Consider the following 17,668-nt stretch of genomic DNA (forward strand, 5'->3'; position numbering starts at 1 on the left):
TCACCAGCGAGCTAGATGACTACATCCACTGGTATAACTATGAGCGAATCTCATTAACGCTGCAGTGCCTGAGCCCCATGGAATATCGGGCTCAGGCACTCGCGGCATAGACTCTTACTTACCGAGTCCAACTTTCGGGGTCCAGTTCATTGAGCCTCAAGGACACCACCCCACGTTCTGCCCGAATCGCCACACCAAAATTACCCGCTAGGTAAACACTTCTGCCCGCTTGGTTTCACCCCAACTAACCGTATGGCTAGTCTTTTGATTCATCAGTCCGCTCTTTACCGAACTGGCCCAAAACGGCTCAATCTCTCGCGTAAGCTCCATACTTAGTGGCCAAGCCTTGGACATCAGCACCCCCCTAGCTGACATCCAAGGCTTACGCCACGCAAGGCCTGCAGCCGAAATATTCACAGGAAACCCCTTTCCTTGAAGCGGCACAGTTTCGTGGGGCCATGGGGGGGTCTCGCACAACCGGTGTATAACACTCGCACCTTCGTTGCGTGGCCTTGCTACCCCTTTTACGTACCTAACTTGTTGGTTGGGTCAATGCTGGGGAATTACTCCACGATCATAGGGTCCTTGCACAGCAGCGGGGCCGATTCGCCGTCCCTGATTAGAAACATTGGGAAGGTAATTTGAATATGAGTCTTGAGAAAAACATGAGGGTCGTGGCCAGTACATGAACGTTGACGAACTAAAACGTACGTGGGCCTTGGTTGCCGCACAAGGCGATGATGCTCCCCTCTTCTTCTACTCGCACCTATTCCTCACCCGCCCGGAATTACGTGAGATGTTCCCCGTGTCCATGTCCGCCCAGCGTGACAAGCTCTTCGGTGCGCTGGGGCACATCGTGAGTAATGTGGACAAGCTTGGCACAGTCACCGGCTACATTCAGTCTTTGGGCAGCGATCACCGTCGCTTTGACGTACACCCGGAACACTATTCCTATGTTGGTGCTTCGCTACTTGCGACCCTTTCCCACTACTTAAAAGATGAGTGGACCGACTCCGTTGCAGCCGATTGGGCGGCAGCCTACGGCACCATTTCTAGCGTGATGGTCATTGCCGCCGAAGACGCGGCAGAAGAGACACCCGCTTGGTGGGACGCCGAGATAATTTCCGCCGATCGACGCAGCATTGATATTGCCGTCATTCAGCTCCGCCTCAAAGAGCCCATGAATTATGTCCCCGGTCAATCAATGGCCATGGAAATGGGTAAACTCCCACGCCTGTGGCGTTATGTCACCCCCGCCAATGCGCCGCGCGATGACAACACCATGGAATTACATATTCAGTTGGTACCAGGTGGCCAGTTCAGTAGCACCGCGGTACGCAAGCTGACCGCAGGAGATTCACTGCGCTTTGGTGCGCCAGTTGGCGAACAACTTACCCTCCCACCGACTGGCAAGGACCTACTGATGGTGGCTGGCGGAACCGGGTTGGCCCCACTTGCGGCAATCTTGGATCAAGTCCGCTCCGAATGGGAAACCACCGGAGCCGGCCGAAAGGTCGATCTTTTCCACGGTGCCCGGCTCCCCTGGAACCTCTATGAGCAGCAAAAACTGAGCGTGCTCGCCCAAGAGCCTTGGTTCGATTACCACCCGGTCGTTTCCGATGACCCCACGTACCCGGGCCTAAAGGGCTATGTGGGAACCGCCGCAGCAAACCACCAATCATGGGACGGATACCAGGGCCTCGTCTGTGGTTCCCCGATCATGGTGTCCCACGCGGTAAATGAACTTCAAGCCGCAGGAATGACCCCCAACAACATTAGTTACGAGAACTTCTCCACCGCAGATGGTCTCCCCACCCTAGGCTCGACAACAGAATCAGGTGACATCTCATGACCACTCCCTCCACAGATAATCTGGAGCGACGTTCGCTCACCCCGGATGACATTCGCCATGTTGATCTGCCGGTGGTCCCACACAATGGCTATGATGCTTTGACCGCCCGCCATTGGCTAGTGGCAGCCGGAGATGAATTGGCCATTGCTCACACGGAAATCAAGAAGCTGAAGGCCGATCTTGTCGCCTGCAAGCAATCGGCAACCCCTGATATCAATGCCGAGACGGTTAACCTGCTCAGCCGCGCACAGATCATTGCCGATAAACACATTAGCGATGCCGAGCTGTACGCCTACGATCTGATTGATTCGGCCCGTAAGCAGTACACCGAGATTCTGCAAAAGGCACAGACACATGTTGCCTCGGCAAACGCCGCGCCCGCTGCCGCGCAGAAGGACTCGCAAACCACCGAGGCTAAGGCCACACCGCAGGCCAACGCTCCAGCACCGGCTAGCTCCATTGAATACAGCAGCCCGATCCCCCAGGTCGAGTATGTCCGCACCTACACCAAGGTCGTCCAGGTTCAGTTGCGTGCTGTCATCGATGCCCTCGTTGAGCAGATCGATCAGCTCGGTGAAGTCCCTGGCTCCGCACTCCAGGTGCCTGCGCAGGTGTCCAAGTAATGCTCTCTGCAGCAGCTACCCCCACCATTGTGGCAACGCTTCCCGTGGTTGGGGCAAATATAGGCGAAATCACCCAGCGTTTCTACAAGCATCTCTTTGAGGCGCACCCGCAGCTACTCGATGGGGTTTTTAACCGTTCCAACCAGCAACAGGGACATCAGGCTCAGGCCTTGGCCGGCTCAGTTGCAGCTTTTGCTACGATGCTGATCAGTAATCCGGGGCAGCTCCCCGAAGCTCTGCTTTCACGCATTAGCCATAAGCATGCTTCCTTGGGTATCAGCGCCGACCAATACGAGGTAGTACACGAACACCTATTTTGGGCCATCGCGGATGTGCTCGGTGAAGCAGTAACTCCCGAGGTCGCTTCGGCGTGGGACGAGGTCTATTGGTTAATGGCCAATACGCTGATCAACCTGGAACGTGGCCTCTACGCAGTAGCCGGGCGCGAGTCGGGTGCCGTCTGGGACTCGTGGACGGTAGTTCAAAAGATTACCGAAAACACCGATACGCTCAGCTTTGTTGTGGCACGCACCGACGGCAGCCCGGCATCGATCTCATGGCCGGGCCAATACGTAAGCGTTCAGGTTCAGATGGCTGATGGGGCCTCCCAACCGCGTCAATACAGTCTGACTCGTGCGCATGACGGAATCCATCGGGTGTTCACTGTCAAACGTGTGCAGCAATCCGGGGAACCCCTTGGTGAAGTATCAAACCGACTACATGACACGGTTAGCGTTGGAGACCAGCTCACCATTTCCGAGCCATTTGGAGATGTGGTTCTTGAACCCAGTTCACGCCCGGTGGTGCTGGCCAGTGCCGGAATCGGTGTTGCTCCCATGGCCGGCATGATTTCCCACTTGGCTCGCGAAAAGTCGTCACGTCAGGTTCATTTCCTGCATGCTGATTTCTCGCCCACGTCATTCGCTCTGCGGGAACAGGTAGAAGCGGATCTGTTGAAGATCGAGACTGCACAGTGTCAGTACTGGTTTGAGGAGCCGGGAACGGATACTCAAACAGTGCGCGGTGGCTATATGGTATTTGATTCCATAGAGCTTCCGGCCGATGCCGATTACTATCTGTGTGGCCCCTTGGCCTTCATGCAGTCGGTGCGTGGTCAGTTACTTGAACGCGGGGTGCCACCCCGTGCCATACGTTATGAGGTCTTCGGACCTGATTTGTGGCAGGCCGATTTCGCTTAGAACGCGTTTCAAGGGTGCTGTTGGATGAGAAATACTTTCTCATCCAACAGCACCCTTTTTAGGTTTGTTCTGGGAACTTAGTGCCCCTTGAAGGCTTCTGCGAGCCACCACGCGCCACCATCAGAGGCGATCTTCGCATCAATGACCAGTGGCGTGCTTGGGTCCGACTCTAGCCATTCCCCCACAGCGTCAATATCTGCCAGCGAACGCACGGTGATTCCTTCGGCTCCAAACCCGCGACCGATCGCCGCAAAATCTGTGTCGGGGAATTCCACGGAACTCATATCGGTACCCGGGTTAGCCACACCAAAGTGGTGCACTTCGGCCCCATAGGCAGCATCGTTGTAGACGATGCAGACAAGCGGCAGCTTGAGGCGTACCGCCGTATCCAGTTCGGCGATTGCCATATGGAACCCGCCGTCTCCTGTCCCCAATACCGGCATGCGTCCGGACTGGGCCAGAGCCGCACCAATGGCGGTAGACAATCCCAAGCCAATGGATTGGAAGGCTTGGGTAAAGCAGAATCCGAATTCATCGGGTACAGAGAGAAACTGGCTGGGATACCCCATGAAATTGCCCGAATCGACACTGACAATCCGCTCGGCAGGCAGTAGCTCATCTAAGCGCTTGGTAAGCGTTCGCGGGTCGATAAAGTTTCCGTCGGACAGATCCTGGTATTCGACCTGACTCCAGTCAATCGCTTCCTTGAGGCGTGCGGCGACGGCAGTGCTTCGATAGCCCTCACGTGCTTGCAGGTTTCCCGCAACTAATACCTCGAGAACATCCGCCGCGCATTGCGCCGAGTCCCCAACAAGGCCCAAATCAATGGGTCGGTTGGCGCCAAGTGCGAGTTCTTCGAGGTCGATCTGGACTACCTTGGTAGTGCTGCCAATCAAGTGACCATGACGCATGGTCCACATGTTTAGTGCACAACCAAAACCGACAATGAGATCCGCCTCGGTGATCAATTCGGCTGCCAACGGCGAGGAGAACCCGCCGGAGATACCAAGATTGAACTCATCCTCATTAAACAATCCCTTGGCCACTGCGGAGGTTGCCACCAACGCGCCGGTGTGCCGTGCGAGGGCCAAAATTTCATCTCGGGCTCCTCGTCCACCGCGCCCTGCAATAAACACCGGGCGTTGGGCACCTGCCACAAGGTCAGCAAACGCCTGTACCGAAGCTCGCGAAGGTCTGATAGGTTCCAGCGCGGCAATCTCGACTGAGACAGTTTGCTGATCCGCTGTGACTTCTTGAGCTTGGACGTTCAGCGGTAAATTCAGCACCACGGTGCGCCGGTCATTCACTGCACGGCGATAGGCTCGCATGGTATCTGCCACTGCCGTGGCAGCCGAATGCACGCGTTCAGCGATCGCATAAACCGAGGCGGCAAAGCCATCCTGGTCCATGGCAAAGTTTGAATACACCGCGCTAGGTGCCGCCTCGGCGGCAAGCACGATCATGGGGGTGCGAGATTTTGCTGCTTCACCAATGCCCGTTGCCGCGTTGGTCAATCCACAGCCCTGATGCACGGAGAGCAAGGCAACCTGACCACTGGAGCGGGAGTAAGCATCGGCCATGGTCGCGGCCCCGCCCTCATGCCTGGCCGCGGTATAGGGAACGCCCCGAGCGATGAGCGCGTTGGTGATTGCAAAGTTTCCGGATCCCACCACGCCAAAGCAATGCCCAACCCCCAGCTCGGCGAGGGTCTTTCCCACTAATTCTGCAACATTCATATTTAGTTCTTCCCGACCATTGCTAGCACGCGTGTTGGGGCTCCGGTCCCGCCCACGACAGGCAGTGGAGCCACCACGATTAGGGCGCCGTGTGCAGGAAGCTTGCCCAAGTTTTTCAGCGAAGTGATCCCGTATTTATCGGCACCCAGTAGGAAGTAGTGCATGGGGAAGGGCGGTTCGAGTACCGCCGCGTTACCCGCATCAATACCCACGGTTTCCACGCCAATACCCGAGATCGCAAGTTCCTCCGCAATCCATTTGGCGCATTCTGCGGTAAATCCGGGAGTATGAGACCCGTTTTCATCAAGGTTCAAAAACGCCTGCTTATCGTGCCCGTATTGCTCCCAGCCGGTACGGAAGAGCAACCAGGAGTTGGCAGGGAAAGGACCATGTTCTTCCTGCCATGCCACTAGGTGTTCCACATCAATTAGGAAGTCCGGGTCGGTTTCAGTCTGGGCAGTAAAGTCAAGCACTACTGCCGGACCAATCAGTCGCTCAGGAGCAATTTGAGAGACGTCTTTGCCGTCCTTCCCTGAGATCCAGTGGATGGGGGCATCAATGTGTGTGCCAATGTGTTCGCCGGTGTGGATGTTGTGGTGTTTCCAAAATGGGCCCGGCTCGTTGTAGGCAGAGACCTCTTCAATGCTGAAATCAATCAGATTAGAGAAAGGATCTGGCAATACCAAGGTTGGGGTGTCAGCGGATAGCGGTGCGGTTAGGTCTACAATTTCTACACTACCGGTAGCCAACGCCGCAAGAATTTCGGGAACGGCACTCACATGAACTCCAATGTTTGAGGTTGAACCGGTGACAGCCGCACCGGTTTGAGACAAATCTTTGAATCGGTGTCGAAGGTGATCACACCAAGTTCTGGCAAACCTACCAGCACCAATAGCCCCTTGATAAATGCTTCTCACCTAGCGGTTCACGGGATGATCGGTTGCTTGTTAGCGTGTAGCAATCACTTCAGAGGCCGGAGCCTCTAGTGCGGCCCGGAGCTCTTCGGACCAAGGGGCAGAGCTTTCGTAACCTACTGGAACGCAAACGGTCACAAATTTTCCCTCCGCGGCCAGCATTCCCTGCCGTTTTTCATGCGAGTGCCCCCAAACTTTGAAAGAAAATTCCATAGAAGAAGTTCCAATATGGGTCAGGATGAGCGCTGTGCTTACGGTTTGTCCGAAGAAAAGTTTGGAACGGTAGTCAATTTCGTGTCGCACCCGTGGTGCAATCCCAAAGTATTGATAGTGGCCCAGCTCGCGAAATAACTTGGCTTCAGCCGCCTCAACAAAGCGCATAATTACCGAGTTATGGTGGTGCCCCGCAGCATCAGTATCGGCCCATTCAATGGTGCGTTGTAGCTGAGTTCCGATAATTCCCGTAGATAAGAATCCCGTAATATTGAGCTGATCTGGGCACTTTTCAAGACTCGAACTTTTGAATGCATTTTTGACCATCGTTAAATAATCACCATCTAGCTATTGTTACGGACGTCACTTTAGCGCCATACTACTAGAGATCGATGCAACGCCCTATACCTTCCCTTCCACACAAGGAGAACCACGTGGCAGCTCCATCCACAGCAGCAGACTGGAATATTCCCAAACGCACCACAGGCATAGTGCTCTTTGCCTGTTGGCTCGCAATCCTGGCCGAAGGCTACGACGTCGGGGTGCTCGGAGCCGTTCTGCCGGCTCTTGCAGAGTACAAGGAATGGTCGCTGAGCCCCTTAGAACTTGGTGGGCTCGGAGCCTACGCACTGGTCGGTATGCTTTTTGGTGCCTTGTTTATCGGCACGCTCAGTGACATCATTGGCCGGCGCAAAATGCTCATGCTCTCAATGGTCATCTTCACCATCACCCAAGCCGGAGCCGCTTTGGCTCCAACACCAGAAATATTTGGCGCTTTCCGGTTCCTCGGAGGCTTGGGCATGGGAGGCATTATCCCAGTGGCCGCCGCTCTGACCATCGAATACTCAGCACCCAAGAAGCGCTCGCTGAACTACGGCATCATGTACTCCGGATACTCGCTAGGCATCGTCATCTCCGCATTAGTCGCCATGGCATTGCTGCCAACCCTCGGCTGGCGTTGGGTCATCGCGGTCGGCGCACTGCCCGTACTGATCTTGCCGCTGATCGCCTGGATGCTGCCCGAATCTCTGGAATATTTGGTTTCTAAAGGAAAGATCTCCGAAGCCAAAGCCCTGGCCGCCAAGCTGAACGTACGCGACTACAAGCCAGTGGCCCCCACTAAACCGGGAGCCAAAATTCCGTGGCGCGAAGTCATGGGGTCAATGTTCTCAGGGAAATACTTGCGTTCAACCGTCTTTTTCTGGATTTCACTTTTCTGCGGCATGGTGTTGGTCTACGGCTTGAACACTTGGCTACCGCAAATCATGCGCAAATCCGGCTACGATCTAGGCACTTCGCTTACTTTCTTGCTGGTCTTCTCGCTCGCCTCGGCAGTGGGCGGACTCATCCTGGGATGGCTCGCTGACAAGTACGGGCAGAAACCAATCTTGGTGATCTTCTATCTGCTGGGCGCCGGCGGCATCCTACTGCTGATGTTCCCAAGCAGCATGTTCGTCAACCTATGCTTTGTCGCCTTCGCCGGAATCGGCTCAATCTCTACATCACTGGTGCTCACCGGCTACATTGCCGACTACTACCCGGCGGCCCAACGAGGCACGGCAACCGGATGGGCCTTATCTTTCGCCCGCATAGGTGCCATATCGGGACCCATCATTGGTGGCTGGATTGCTTCCACGGGAATGAATTTCCAGTTCAACTTTATTTTCTTCGCCATTGTTGGGGTCGTGGCAGCGATCGCCGTGTCCTTGATCCCTCCTCGCATTACCGAGAACGCGGCCGTAGTGCCATCCCGGGAACAAGAGAGCGTCCTGGACTAGGTCTAAAACTGCTGGTCGTTGTCTGAATCTTCATAAAGATCTAGGCAACGACCAGCAGTTTTTCCTAGCGCTTTATCAGTAGTTTGTTTACACCATGAATGCGCCACAGAAAATTGATGCCACATGGCACTCCGAACAGCTACCCAAGCCGGGAACAACGACCAATCGGTGCCATAAGATCGTCAAGATCCAAGTTCGCAGACTTACGGACAGATGACATCACGAGCAATCTCTTAAGTCGGTTTCATGAACGATGAAGTTCCCTCGCCGACAGGCAATATAGCCCTGACCGACAGAGTTCTCACCGCGTTGGTCAGGGCTACAAAATCCCGAAGTTCTGACAAGCCGATCCGGGTATTACACACCCAGAACAACCTGATCCAAGCTATTCTATCGGTGTTCGAGAGATCGTCCCAGAACACAACAAGCCCGTCAATGCTCGGAAAACAATGAGGAGCATGGGCAAAATCCGATAGATCGTGGCTTATTAGCTTGATCGGATCGTCAAAACCTTTGCATCTTCGTATGGCTCGTGTGGGCCGTAGCCAACCATCTTGATGACAGCTCCAACTGGACCAGTGACCTTGAAGTTAATCCTCGGTGTGCCTGGGAAATCGGGAATTACGTGTCCGACGATCGTGCCGTCTGCATTAATTGACACATCGTAGAATCCGGGACTGGAATTGATTTCGAGCACCACATCTGACGGCGGGGTGATGACGAAAGTGAAGCCGCTGGGAAGCGTTGCTGATTCGCCAAGCAGTGATTGACCGTTCACGGTAAAGAAGGCGTTGTTACCGCTACCTACCGAGGCGGATCCGCCCACCGACCAGTCATGGAACACCGGTGGTGGAACTATCTCACTAGCAGCGTATGCCGGTGACGCCGTCGCCAAAGCAATTACAGGCACTGACCAAGCGGCACCCTTGACGATATTTCGTCGAGATGTGGATATTTGTGACATGTTTTTAGGCACGTTTGTACTCCCCAAGTTTTGTTCGTTAAGGCTCCACCCAAGAAACCTCAGGCCCCACCCAAGTAGGGGCCACGACCATTCTGCCACACATTCGGTGCTTGCTCGACTCACCAAAACACTCACTAGCTCTGCAAATCAAAACCTTTGATTATAGAAGACGCAAGTTTCAGGTTAACGACAAACATGCAGCAAAAATAGAGAACCTCTTGTATTTCTTTTTTGAACATTTAGGCTTTAGAAAATTCCAGCGTCATAGATTTGAATATCTATCATTGCTGACTAGAAGGCTGATGGCGCATATGCATCAAAAAAGCCTTGATTTAGATTCCTTGATGAACGTACAGGTCCGCAACGTTATGGCATCACAAAGTGATGTAATCCGGCTTATAAGTACGGGTTACAGATCAGTCTAAAGCGAAGGAAAGAAATGACACCAAGGGAATGAAAAGATCTCGATCATGCCCAAACTCGACGAAGAGCGCAATGCCACCGAGCAAGATTTTATCTGACACTCAATTTATCCTACGTGCAGCATTGCGGTCTTCGCGTCAGTGGCTACCTCAATTCCAAGACAGGAACCTCTGCATTGAACCCAAATACATTTGCATAGAAAGCCAATGAAGTTTCCAATGCATTGATGATATTTTCCATGCGCCGGAACCCGTGCTGCTCACCGCTGTACAGCACGTAGGCGTGCGGTATCCCATTGGCTGCCAAGGCGTCGGCAACTTCCTGAGATTGTGCCGGTGGAACAACCTTGTCTTCGTCTCCTTGGAGCAACAGCACCGGGCAAGAAATGTCATTGACGTGATTGATGGGTGCCCGCTGCGCATAGAGTTCGGCGGCTTCCGGGTAGGGGCCAACCAAGGATTCCATGTATCTGGATTCAAAGTCATGAGTATCACTTACCAATCCCACTAGGTCTGAAACCCCATACCGGGAGATACCGGCGCCGAAGGTCTTAGTGGTGGTCAGCGCGTTTAGTACCGTCCAGCCCCCGGCGCTTCCACCTTCGATTCCCAGCCTTGTTCCATCGGCGATTCCCTGCGCTACGAGGCCTTCCATCACGGCAACGGTGTCTTGCACATCAACGATTCCCCATTGCCCCCGCAAGCGTTCCCGATAGGCACGGCCAAAGCCGGTTGAACCACCGTAGTTCACATCAACAACTCCGATGCCGCGCGAGGTGTAGTAGGCGATGGAAAGCGATAGCTGAGCGAAGGCTTGGGCGGTGGGCCCACCATGAACAAAGGCAATAAACGGTGGTTTTTCCTCGCGTGGTCCCGCAAAACCTTCGAGCCGTGGCCCATAGACATGTGCGTACACGGGTGAGCCATCTGCGGTGGTGAATTCCATGGCGGTTGCCGTGGGAAGTGTGCCGGGGTCGGGAAGTGCTGAGAGCGAAAGAGAAATATTTTCAACGTTCAACGTTTCAAGATCAATTAGTCGCAGCCCGTCCCCCTCCACCAAAGAAGTTGCCGTTGCCAGCAATTTGCCGTCGTGCAGCGCCGAGGGCGAGATTCGAGTAAACGGCAATTCCAACGGCGTCAATTCTCCGCTTTTCACATCGACTGTGGCCAGGGAGGTTCCGTGAGTTCCATGAGTAACCAGCAACGTGTTTGCGTCCCGAACCATGTACCAGCTTTGGCCCAGTGCCCATAGAGGTCCGGCAAATTCTTCGTCGCGTGGGCAAAGTTCACGCTGTCGAGAAGTGCGAAGATCATGAAGGTAGAGGTTCCACCAACCGCTGCGGTCTGAGATCAGCACCAATTCATTTTCGTTGAGCCACTCTGGCTGCAGCACCGACTCGGTGGTTGACCCGGCTAGCACACTGTCATTAGTTGCGCTTCCCTCGACAAGGTCCGCCACGTGCAGTTCGGTGCCATCCCACGGCATTTGTGGGTGCTCCCAAGAAATCCACGCGAGTTTGCTACCTTCGGGGCTCAACCGCGGGTTTGCCACGAATCGGGAGGATGGGCTGACTTCGCGCAATGCGTTGACATCGGAGGCGGCCGAACCATCTAGCGGAATTGCGACAATGTAGCGGCGCAACTCCTGCCGGTGATCTTCGCAAACGGCAAAGATCTCATCTTTTGTTGCACCCTGAATAATTTCGGCAAAGCGTAATTGTGGGTCACCATCGAAACCGCTACTTTCCGGGGTCAGCGCTTGGGGTGTTTCACCTTGGGCTGAGACCTTATACAGGCGTTGATCGGCAAAATTTGCAAAGATCAGCTCGTTTGAACCGTGGGTCTTGATGGCTGCCCATGCACTGCCACCGTATTCATTGACTCGGCTGCGCACATTGAAGGGGGTAGCAACTAATTGGCGAGGGGCTTCATCGCTTGTTGCACCACGGGCCATGACGCATAGTCGTCCGCCTTCTGCGGGACGGCCTTCGAGCCACCACAGTTCATCACCAACAAACGCGCCACCGCCCACCGGAGTGGTGCCGGCGGCAACATGCTCCGCGGTAATCGGTGAGGGCCAGGATCCATAGGGCAAAGACGTAGTCATGATGTGATTTTAGTCCCCGGCACCATATAGCTCCTGCTTTGTCTCTTTCGGGTGCTGCCCCGGCTCACGCACGGGCCAAGGGGGGATTGCGGAATTTGTTTCTCACAGCGCAAACTAAAGACCATGTATCACTACGCTGTGTTCTTACGAGGCATCAATGTTGGCGGCGTCAAGATCCTTATGAAGGATCTGACCCAGCTATTTGAACAGGCAGGTTTCTCCCGGGTGCGAACGTTACTTGCCAGTGGCAATGTAGTGTTTGCCAGTCAGCATGCGACAGCATCGAAGATCAAAGAAATATGCGAAGAAGTTCTAGCCCGCGCCTATGCTCCGGGGATCAAGGTCATCGTGCAGGACAGTGACCAGCTTGAAGCAATAGTTACGGGTTTTCCTTTTAGTGCCCCGCAGGATTCGATTCAACGTCACGAGTATCTGGTGCTCACCGAGTCCTTGGAGGCTGCAACCACCATTTTTGCGCAGGCCCCTACGCCACTTGAATCCGAGCGTGTGGCCCAACTCGAACACTGCATTTGTTGGGAGGTGCCGCGCGGTCAAAGCCTGAGCAGCCCACTTGCCAAACATTTTGCCAAGGTCAGTAAGAATTATCTCGTGACAACCCGGAATATGAACACCATCAATAAGGCATGTACCGCGCTAAAACTACTCAGCGTTTAAGGATAATTACCCCAGTGCCGCAGCCCTGCGGTAGTCTCCCTGATTGACCGATACCCTCCAAGCGAGATGGAAGAAACCACGTTGACAATGCCTTTGGTCCTCGATTTATTCGGTGTCTTCTTCTTTGGTCTTTCCGGTGCGTTACTGGCAGCGCGCCGTGGTTTCGACATTATTGGGTCACTACTTTTGGCCGGGCTTACAGGCATTGGTGGCGGCATTATCCGCGATGTCATCCTCGGCCAGGTGCCAACGGCCTTTAATGACCCGTTCTACTTCGTCCCACCCGCACTAGCTGCGCTACTGGTCTTTTTGGTGGCACCGGGAGTGCAAAGGCTCATGCGCCCGGTGCTGTTGTTTGACGCGGCGGGACTCGCCCTATTTTGTATTACTGGCACCATCAAGGCGCTCGAGGCCGGGATGAACCCCGTGGCTTCTGCGCTACTGGGCGTAACCTCGGCCGTGGGCGGCGGTCTGCTCCGTGATGTTGTTGCAAACAAGACCCCGGAGCTGTTTAACCCGCGGGATATTTATGCGATTCCGGCGATTCTTGGTGCGGGCCTGATCGCGTGGTTCTGGGAACTAGGACTCACCAGTGGTGGTTGGCAGTTAAGCGTGGCCATCGTGGTTTTCCTGCTGCGTATTCTTGCGTTGACTTTCCACTGGAGAGTGCCCAAAGCAGTGGGGCCTTGGCACCGTGATGTTCGGCTCCACTAATACTTAGACGTTTTTTAGCCAACGCGTTCAAGCGTTGGATTCACCGGTGCTTGGCCCGGACCATCTTCAATTTTCCGTGGTCCGTTGATCATCACGGCGCCCGTTAGCATGACAACGATACAAATACCAAGCATCGCAAATGAGGCATCCCAGCTACCCGTTGCATCTTTAACCATGCCGAAAAGCATGGGAACAATTGCTGCTCCCGCGTATCCAAGTCCCTGGCTAAATCCGGCGAGTACCCCGGAGCCATAGGTGGTTCGTGATCGTAGATTCATCATGAGCAAGGCAATCGCAAAGGTTCCCTGACCCAGACCGGCAAAGATAACCCAAACGACGGTGTTTTGGGTGGGTGAGAGGAACATTCCTGTATGCCCAACAATCCATAAGCTGGTAAATACAAGCACCGCGACCAGCGGATGACGTAGTCGTGGGACCCAGAGCGGCACCAGCAAACTGACTGGAAGTCCCAGGATGGCAAAGAGTGCGAGCATCGAGCCAGCGGCCATGGTGTCAAGGCCTTGGGCCGAAAGGTATGGCGGTAGCCAGGTGAAGTAGACGTAGGTCTGTGCCGAGTTTCCGGCTAAGAAAATTGCCAGCCCCCAGGCTACCGGTGAGCGCCAGGGATTAATTTTGGCAGGTGCGGCTGCAATAGCGCCATTGACAAGTGGAGTATCGGGTCGTGGGGATTTGCGATCCGCGAAGATCTGGATAACCCACGGCACCAAAACAATCAGTGAAAGCAACGCCCACGCGGCAATTGAGGTACGCCAGTTACCCGTTGCGTTTGCCAAGGGAACCGAGAATTGTGGGGCCATCCAGGTACCCACGGCAAGCATCGTGACATAGCCCGAGGTCACTAGCGCTAGGCGGTCGGGGAAATACTTTTTCACAAGCGGCGGAAGGACAACGTTGCCCATTCCGTACCCGGCAAGGGTGATCACCGAAAGCAAGAGGAAGCTTATGACATCTCCCACCACGGATCTGATCAACTGTCCGGCAACAGCTAGTAGCACCGCGGTAATCAAGACTTTTTCAAGGCCCCACCAACGGATCAACCGTGGGGTGAGTAGGCCAAAGGCCGCAAAGACTATTGGTGCAAGCATGGCCAGTAACCCGGTGCTCAACGAATCAAAGCCTAGTTCCGGCCCAATGCTCCCCAACAACGGTGGTACCGAGACCACTGCGGCCCGTAAGGAAAGCGCCATCAGCAAAATGCCAAGCAATGCGCCGATACGGCCAACAGTCTTTTGCCGCTGCGGGTTCAGAGCCATGCGCGTTAGCTACCGTTCTTAAGTCGTTGGACCTGCTTGAGCAGGTGTTCTAGGTCCTTGCCGAAGGTACCCGTTGACCACGATCCTGGCATTGAGGTTTGGTAATACAGCCCCTCGCCAATGAGCATGATGGCCTCGGCCGCGTATTTATCGCTCACTTCACTGCGGATCAGATCCAGCCAACTTTGTTGCACCTGATCGAGGGCGATAACCGAAGGCTCATGGCCCCCTTGGGCCAAGCGCAGAACCGCGAGGAAATAGCGGTCTAGGTCTCCGCCAATCATGGTGCTGGTGCGCACAAAGTAAATGGCCGGCCCCTCGGGCGCGGAGGACATGAGTTCCATATCCTCTTCGTGGGATTTGAACAATCCCTCGATGGCTCCCTGAGCGAGGAGCTCTTTGGAAGCAAAATGGTAAAGCAGTCCACCCTTTGAGACTCCGGCTTTTGCCGCAGTGGCCTCCATGGTGGCTGCGCGTTCGCCTTCGTTGCAGAGCATCGAAACATACGCGTCGATGATCTTTTCCTTGGCTGATGGCGGGCGAGACATGTTTAGAACCTTATCGCTTTCTAGTAGGCGTCGTCACATTGTAACTGTACCGTCCAGACGGTACAGTTATTTGAGTCCACACAAGTCACCATTCCTTCAGGAAACCTTCATCATGAGTAGCCAGAACATCAAAGCCACGCTAGATCACGAACCCACCGCGCCCACGTATGCCAAGCGATGGGCGGCCCTGGTCGTCTTAATGTTCCCGGTGCTGCTGATCTCGGTGGATAACACGGTGTTGAGCTTCGCCGTGCCAGCACTTTCCTCGGCGCTTGCACCCAGCAGCAACCAATTGCTGTGGATCATCGACATTTACCCACTGGTGCTCGCCGGCCTCCTGGTCCCCATGGGCTCACTTGGAGACCGTTTTGGGCGACGTAAAATGTTGCTCCTTGGCTCCACTGGCTTTGCCGCAGTATCAGCGGCTGCCGCCTTTGCCACAAATGCCGAACAGCTCATTGCAGCGCGCGCACTACTGGGTATTTTCGGCGCCATGCTCATGCCAGCAACGCTTTCACTGATCCGCAATATCTTCACCGACGCCAACGAACGCCGCAAGGCAATCGCCATCTGGGCCGCCGCCTTCTCCGGTGGCGCCGCCCTGGGTCCCATCGTTGGCGGATTCCTGCTTGAACATTTCTGGTGGGGCTCGGTCTTCTTGCTGGCAGTTCCCATGCTGTTGCCACTGCTGATTCTTGGCCCGGTGCTCATTCCAGAATCGCGTGATCCAAAACCGGGATCCGTTGACCCGATTTCTATCGTGCTTGTCATCCTGACCTTGCTGCCCATCGTCTTTGGCATCAAAGATCTAACCCAGGCGTCCTCGCCACTGCTGGGCATTGCCACCATTGCCCTTGGCATTGTCTGCGGTATCGCTTTCACCTTCCGCCAGCTCAAGCGCTCTAATCCAATGCTTGATGTCAAACTTTTCCGCAACCCCGTATTCTCCGGTGCGCTACTGGTGAACCTGCTGAGCATCTTCGCCTTCGTAGGCTTTATTTACTTCCTCTCCCAGCACCTGCAGCTGGTCGCAGGATTTACCCCCATGATGGCCGGGGTGCTCATGCTCCCGGGCCTTGCCATGACCGTTGGAGCCGGGCTGTTGGCGGTCCCACTGGTTCGGAAATTCAAGATTTCAACCATCATGATCGTCGGGCTGGCATTAAGCACCAGTGCCTACGTCATTGTGCTGATCTTCGGTAAGTCCGGTTCGGTCATCGCCCTCATGGTTGCCTTTGCAGTACTAGGTGCCGGTGTGGGCATGGCAGAAACCCTCTCAAACGACCTTGCCCTCTCGGCGGTCCCCGCTTCGAAGGCCGGAGCTGCCTCGGCAATTTCGGAAACCTCCTACGAGGTTGGCTCGGTGCTGGGTACCGCGGTACTCGGCTCCATCCTCAATGCCGTCTACACTCGCAACTTGCGGGTACCGGGCTCACTGAGCGCCGAACAGGCAGACGCTGCCCGCCAGACCCTTGGCGGCGCCCACGAGGTAGTAGCGGAACTCCCAGCAGCCAAGGCCGCGGCCGGTGAGCAGCTGCTCGCTTCAGCATCATCCGCTTTTGACGCCGGTGTCGTCATTACTTCGGCAATTGCCGTGGCGTTGACGCTCATCACAATATTCATTATTTCAAAAACCATTCGCGGAGCCCGACTTCCGGGAGCCAACGAAACCATCTAAAGCTCGCATAAAACTCAAAGACACCACCAAGCTGGGGGTGATGTTGGATATTTGATTCCAATATCACCCCCAGCTTTCTTATTGGGGCTAAATCCGCATGATCCCGCACTAATATGGGGCTTTCGCCCTTGTGATTAGTCAAATTGCGGGTAAATTCCATTGAACTTTGTGACGAACTTTCTACAATTATTGGCCAAAGGGTAGTAACTGCGGCAATAGTCGCGTACCGTAGACGTTGTAGTTCTAGTTTTTCTCGCAGCAATTTCAGTACCCTAACCCCGTTGCCGGGGGAAGTACCTTTCTGACCCGCGGTGAATCACGTAGCTGCAAGGGAAATCCACAGTGGATTTTTCTCCCCTACGTCCCATTTCAGGACAGTCTCGAAAGGACACACCATCATGGCAACAGGTACCGTTAAGTGGTTCAACGCCGAAAAGGGCTTTGGCTTCATTGCTCCGGATGACAACTCAGATGACGTTTTCGCTCACTACTCGGCTATCCAGTCGAACGGCTTCCGTTCACTCGAAGAGGGCCAGCGCGTAGAGTTCGAAGTAACTCAGGGCCAGAAGGGCCTGCAGGCCACCGATATCCGCGCTGTCTAAGCTCGGTTTATCACCTGCAGCTTCTTAGCTGACTGAATTTGGGCGGTATCTCCTTCACGGAGATACCGCCCAAATTGTTTTCCACAAGATTCTCACCTGGAAGGCTCCTACTCCGTCGAAGCCTTCAATATGTACTAGGCCCCGGGAACCAAGTTCCGTGTGAAACTCAATGCTCCAGTCTTCCCAGATTCGAGGCCACGGATCCTCCACGGGTATGAAACGCACCCTCATTCTAAAACTCGTAGTATCACCTCGTTGCTTGGAGCCCAGAAGGTCTTCCACCAAGTACTCGGATGTAGTTCCGTGACCCTGGACGAGTGCATGACGCAAATTCATAAGATTCTTGGCCTCCATCATCCGATAGCCGAA

Annotated in this window: 16 protein-coding genes; 9 read left to right on the top strand and 7 right to left on the bottom strand. The window is 54.7% G+C overall.

Features of this window, described 5'->3' with window-relative positions; all coding sequences use genetic code 11:
* The 4 genes from CQ018_RS18135 to CQ018_RS18155 all read left to right on the top strand — a co-directional run.
* On the top strand, positions 1–110 hold a 110-nt coding region (locus tag CQ018_RS18135), incomplete at its 5' end, for an IS3 family transposase (RefSeq protein ID WP_146111881.1).
* Positions 111–685: 575 nt separating this feature from the next.
* Complete coding sequence (locus CQ018_RS18145; RefSeq protein ID WP_105551421.1) at positions 686–1,852, top strand: globin domain-containing protein; 1,167 nt, start codon at positions 686–688, stop codon at positions 1,850–1,852.
* Positions 1,849–2,475, top strand: coding sequence for a hypothetical protein (locus tag CQ018_RS18150; protein WP_105551422.1), 627 nt, complete (start codon positions 1,849–1,851; stop codon positions 2,473–2,475). Before CQ018_RS18145 ends, CQ018_RS18150 begins: the two co-directional genes overlap by 4 nt.
* Complete coding sequence (locus CQ018_RS18155; protein ID WP_105551423.1) at positions 2,475–3,674, top strand: globin domain-containing protein; 1,200 nt, start codon at positions 2,475–2,477, stop codon at positions 3,672–3,674. Before CQ018_RS18150 ends, CQ018_RS18155 begins: the two co-directional genes overlap by 1 nt.
* 77 nt (positions 3,675–3,751) lie before the next feature.
* Here CQ018_RS18155 and CQ018_RS18160 read toward each other — a convergent pair whose 3' ends face one another.
* From CQ018_RS18160 to CQ018_RS18170, 3 genes are all read right to left on the bottom strand, one after another.
* Positions 3,752–5,410, bottom strand: coding sequence for a thiamine pyrophosphate-binding protein (locus CQ018_RS18160; protein ID WP_105551424.1), 1,659 nt, complete (start codon positions 5,408–5,410; stop codon positions 3,752–3,754).
* Between the two features lie 2 nt (positions 5,411–5,412).
* On the bottom strand, positions 5,413–6,189 hold the full coding sequence (locus CQ018_RS18165; protein ID WP_105551425.1) for a cyclase family protein: 777 nt from the start codon (positions 6,187–6,189) through the stop codon (positions 5,413–5,415).
* Between the two features lie 168 nt (positions 6,190–6,357).
* Entirely contained in the window at positions 6,358–6,864 is a 507-nt protein-coding gene (locus tag CQ018_RS18170) for a thioesterase family protein (RefSeq protein WP_105551426.1), read from the bottom strand.
* 107 nt (positions 6,865–6,971) lie between these two features.
* Between CQ018_RS18170 and CQ018_RS18175 the strand changes: the two genes are divergently transcribed.
* Positions 6,972–8,315 carry an aromatic acid/H+ symport family MFS transporter gene (locus CQ018_RS18175; protein ID WP_105551427.1) on the top strand — a complete coding sequence of 448 codons (1,344 nt, stop codon included), beginning with the start codon at positions 6,972–6,974 and terminating at the stop codon, positions 8,313–8,315.
* A 487-nt stretch (positions 8,316–8,802) separates the two neighbouring features.
* On the opposite strand, the gene CQ018_RS18180 is transcribed toward CQ018_RS18175, so the two are convergent.
* Together CQ018_RS18180 and CQ018_RS18185 are read right to left on the bottom strand one after the other, a co-directional pair.
* Positions 8,803–9,291, bottom strand: a complete 489-nt coding sequence (locus CQ018_RS18180; RefSeq protein ID WP_146111954.1) for a hypothetical protein — start codon at positions 9,289–9,291, stop codon at positions 8,803–8,805.
* 555 nt (positions 9,292–9,846) lie between these two features.
* Positions 9,847–11,808 carry a prolyl oligopeptidase family serine peptidase gene (locus CQ018_RS18185; protein WP_105551429.1) on the bottom strand — a complete coding sequence of 654 codons (1,962 nt, stop codon included), beginning with the start codon at positions 11,806–11,808 and terminating at the stop codon, positions 9,847–9,849.
* A gap of 123 nt (positions 11,809–11,931) precedes the next feature.
* On the opposite strand from CQ018_RS18185, the gene CQ018_RS18190 reads away from it, so the two are divergent.
* Both CQ018_RS18190 and CQ018_RS18195 read left to right on the top strand, forming a co-directional pair.
* The gene (locus tag CQ018_RS18190) at positions 11,932–12,483 is read left to right on the top strand and encodes a DUF1697 domain-containing protein (protein WP_105551430.1); all 552 of its coding nucleotides are present in this window, start codon (positions 11,932–11,934) and stop codon (positions 12,481–12,483) included.
* Positions 12,484–12,549: 66 nt separating this feature from the next.
* A complete protein-coding gene (locus CQ018_RS18195; RefSeq protein WP_258142734.1) occupies positions 12,550–13,197 on the top strand; it encodes a trimeric intracellular cation channel family protein in 648 nt (215 codons plus the stop codon).
* A 14-nt stretch (positions 13,198–13,211) separates the two neighbouring features.
* Here CQ018_RS18195 and CQ018_RS18200 read toward each other — a convergent pair whose 3' ends face one another.
* Together CQ018_RS18200 and CQ018_RS18205 are read right to left on the bottom strand one after the other, a co-directional pair.
* Complete coding sequence (locus CQ018_RS18200; RefSeq protein WP_105551432.1) at positions 13,212–14,471, bottom strand: CynX/NimT family MFS transporter; 1,260 nt, start codon at positions 14,469–14,471, stop codon at positions 13,212–13,214.
* Positions 14,472–14,476: 5 nt separating this feature from the next.
* Complete coding sequence (locus CQ018_RS18205) at positions 14,477–15,019, bottom strand: TetR/AcrR family transcriptional regulator (protein ID WP_105551433.1); 543 nt, start codon at positions 15,017–15,019, stop codon at positions 14,477–14,479.
* 112 nt (positions 15,020–15,131) lie between these two features.
* On the opposite strand from CQ018_RS18205, the gene CQ018_RS18210 reads away from it, so the two are divergent.
* Complete coding sequence (locus tag CQ018_RS18210; protein ID WP_105551434.1) at positions 15,132–16,697, top strand: MFS transporter; 1,566 nt, start codon at positions 15,132–15,134, stop codon at positions 16,695–16,697.
* Positions 16,698–17,095: 398 nt separating this feature from the next.
* Positions 17,096–17,299, top strand: coding sequence for a cold-shock protein (locus CQ018_RS18215; RefSeq protein WP_007271190.1), 204 nt, complete (start codon positions 17,096–17,098; stop codon positions 17,297–17,299).
* The last annotated feature ends 369 nt before the right edge of the window (positions 17,300–17,668 follow it).

It is taken from the genome of Arthrobacter sp. MYb227 (genome assembly GCF_002975435.1).
Taxonomy (GTDB): Bacteria; Actinomycetota; Actinomycetes; order Actinomycetales; family Micrococcaceae; genus Paeniglutamicibacter.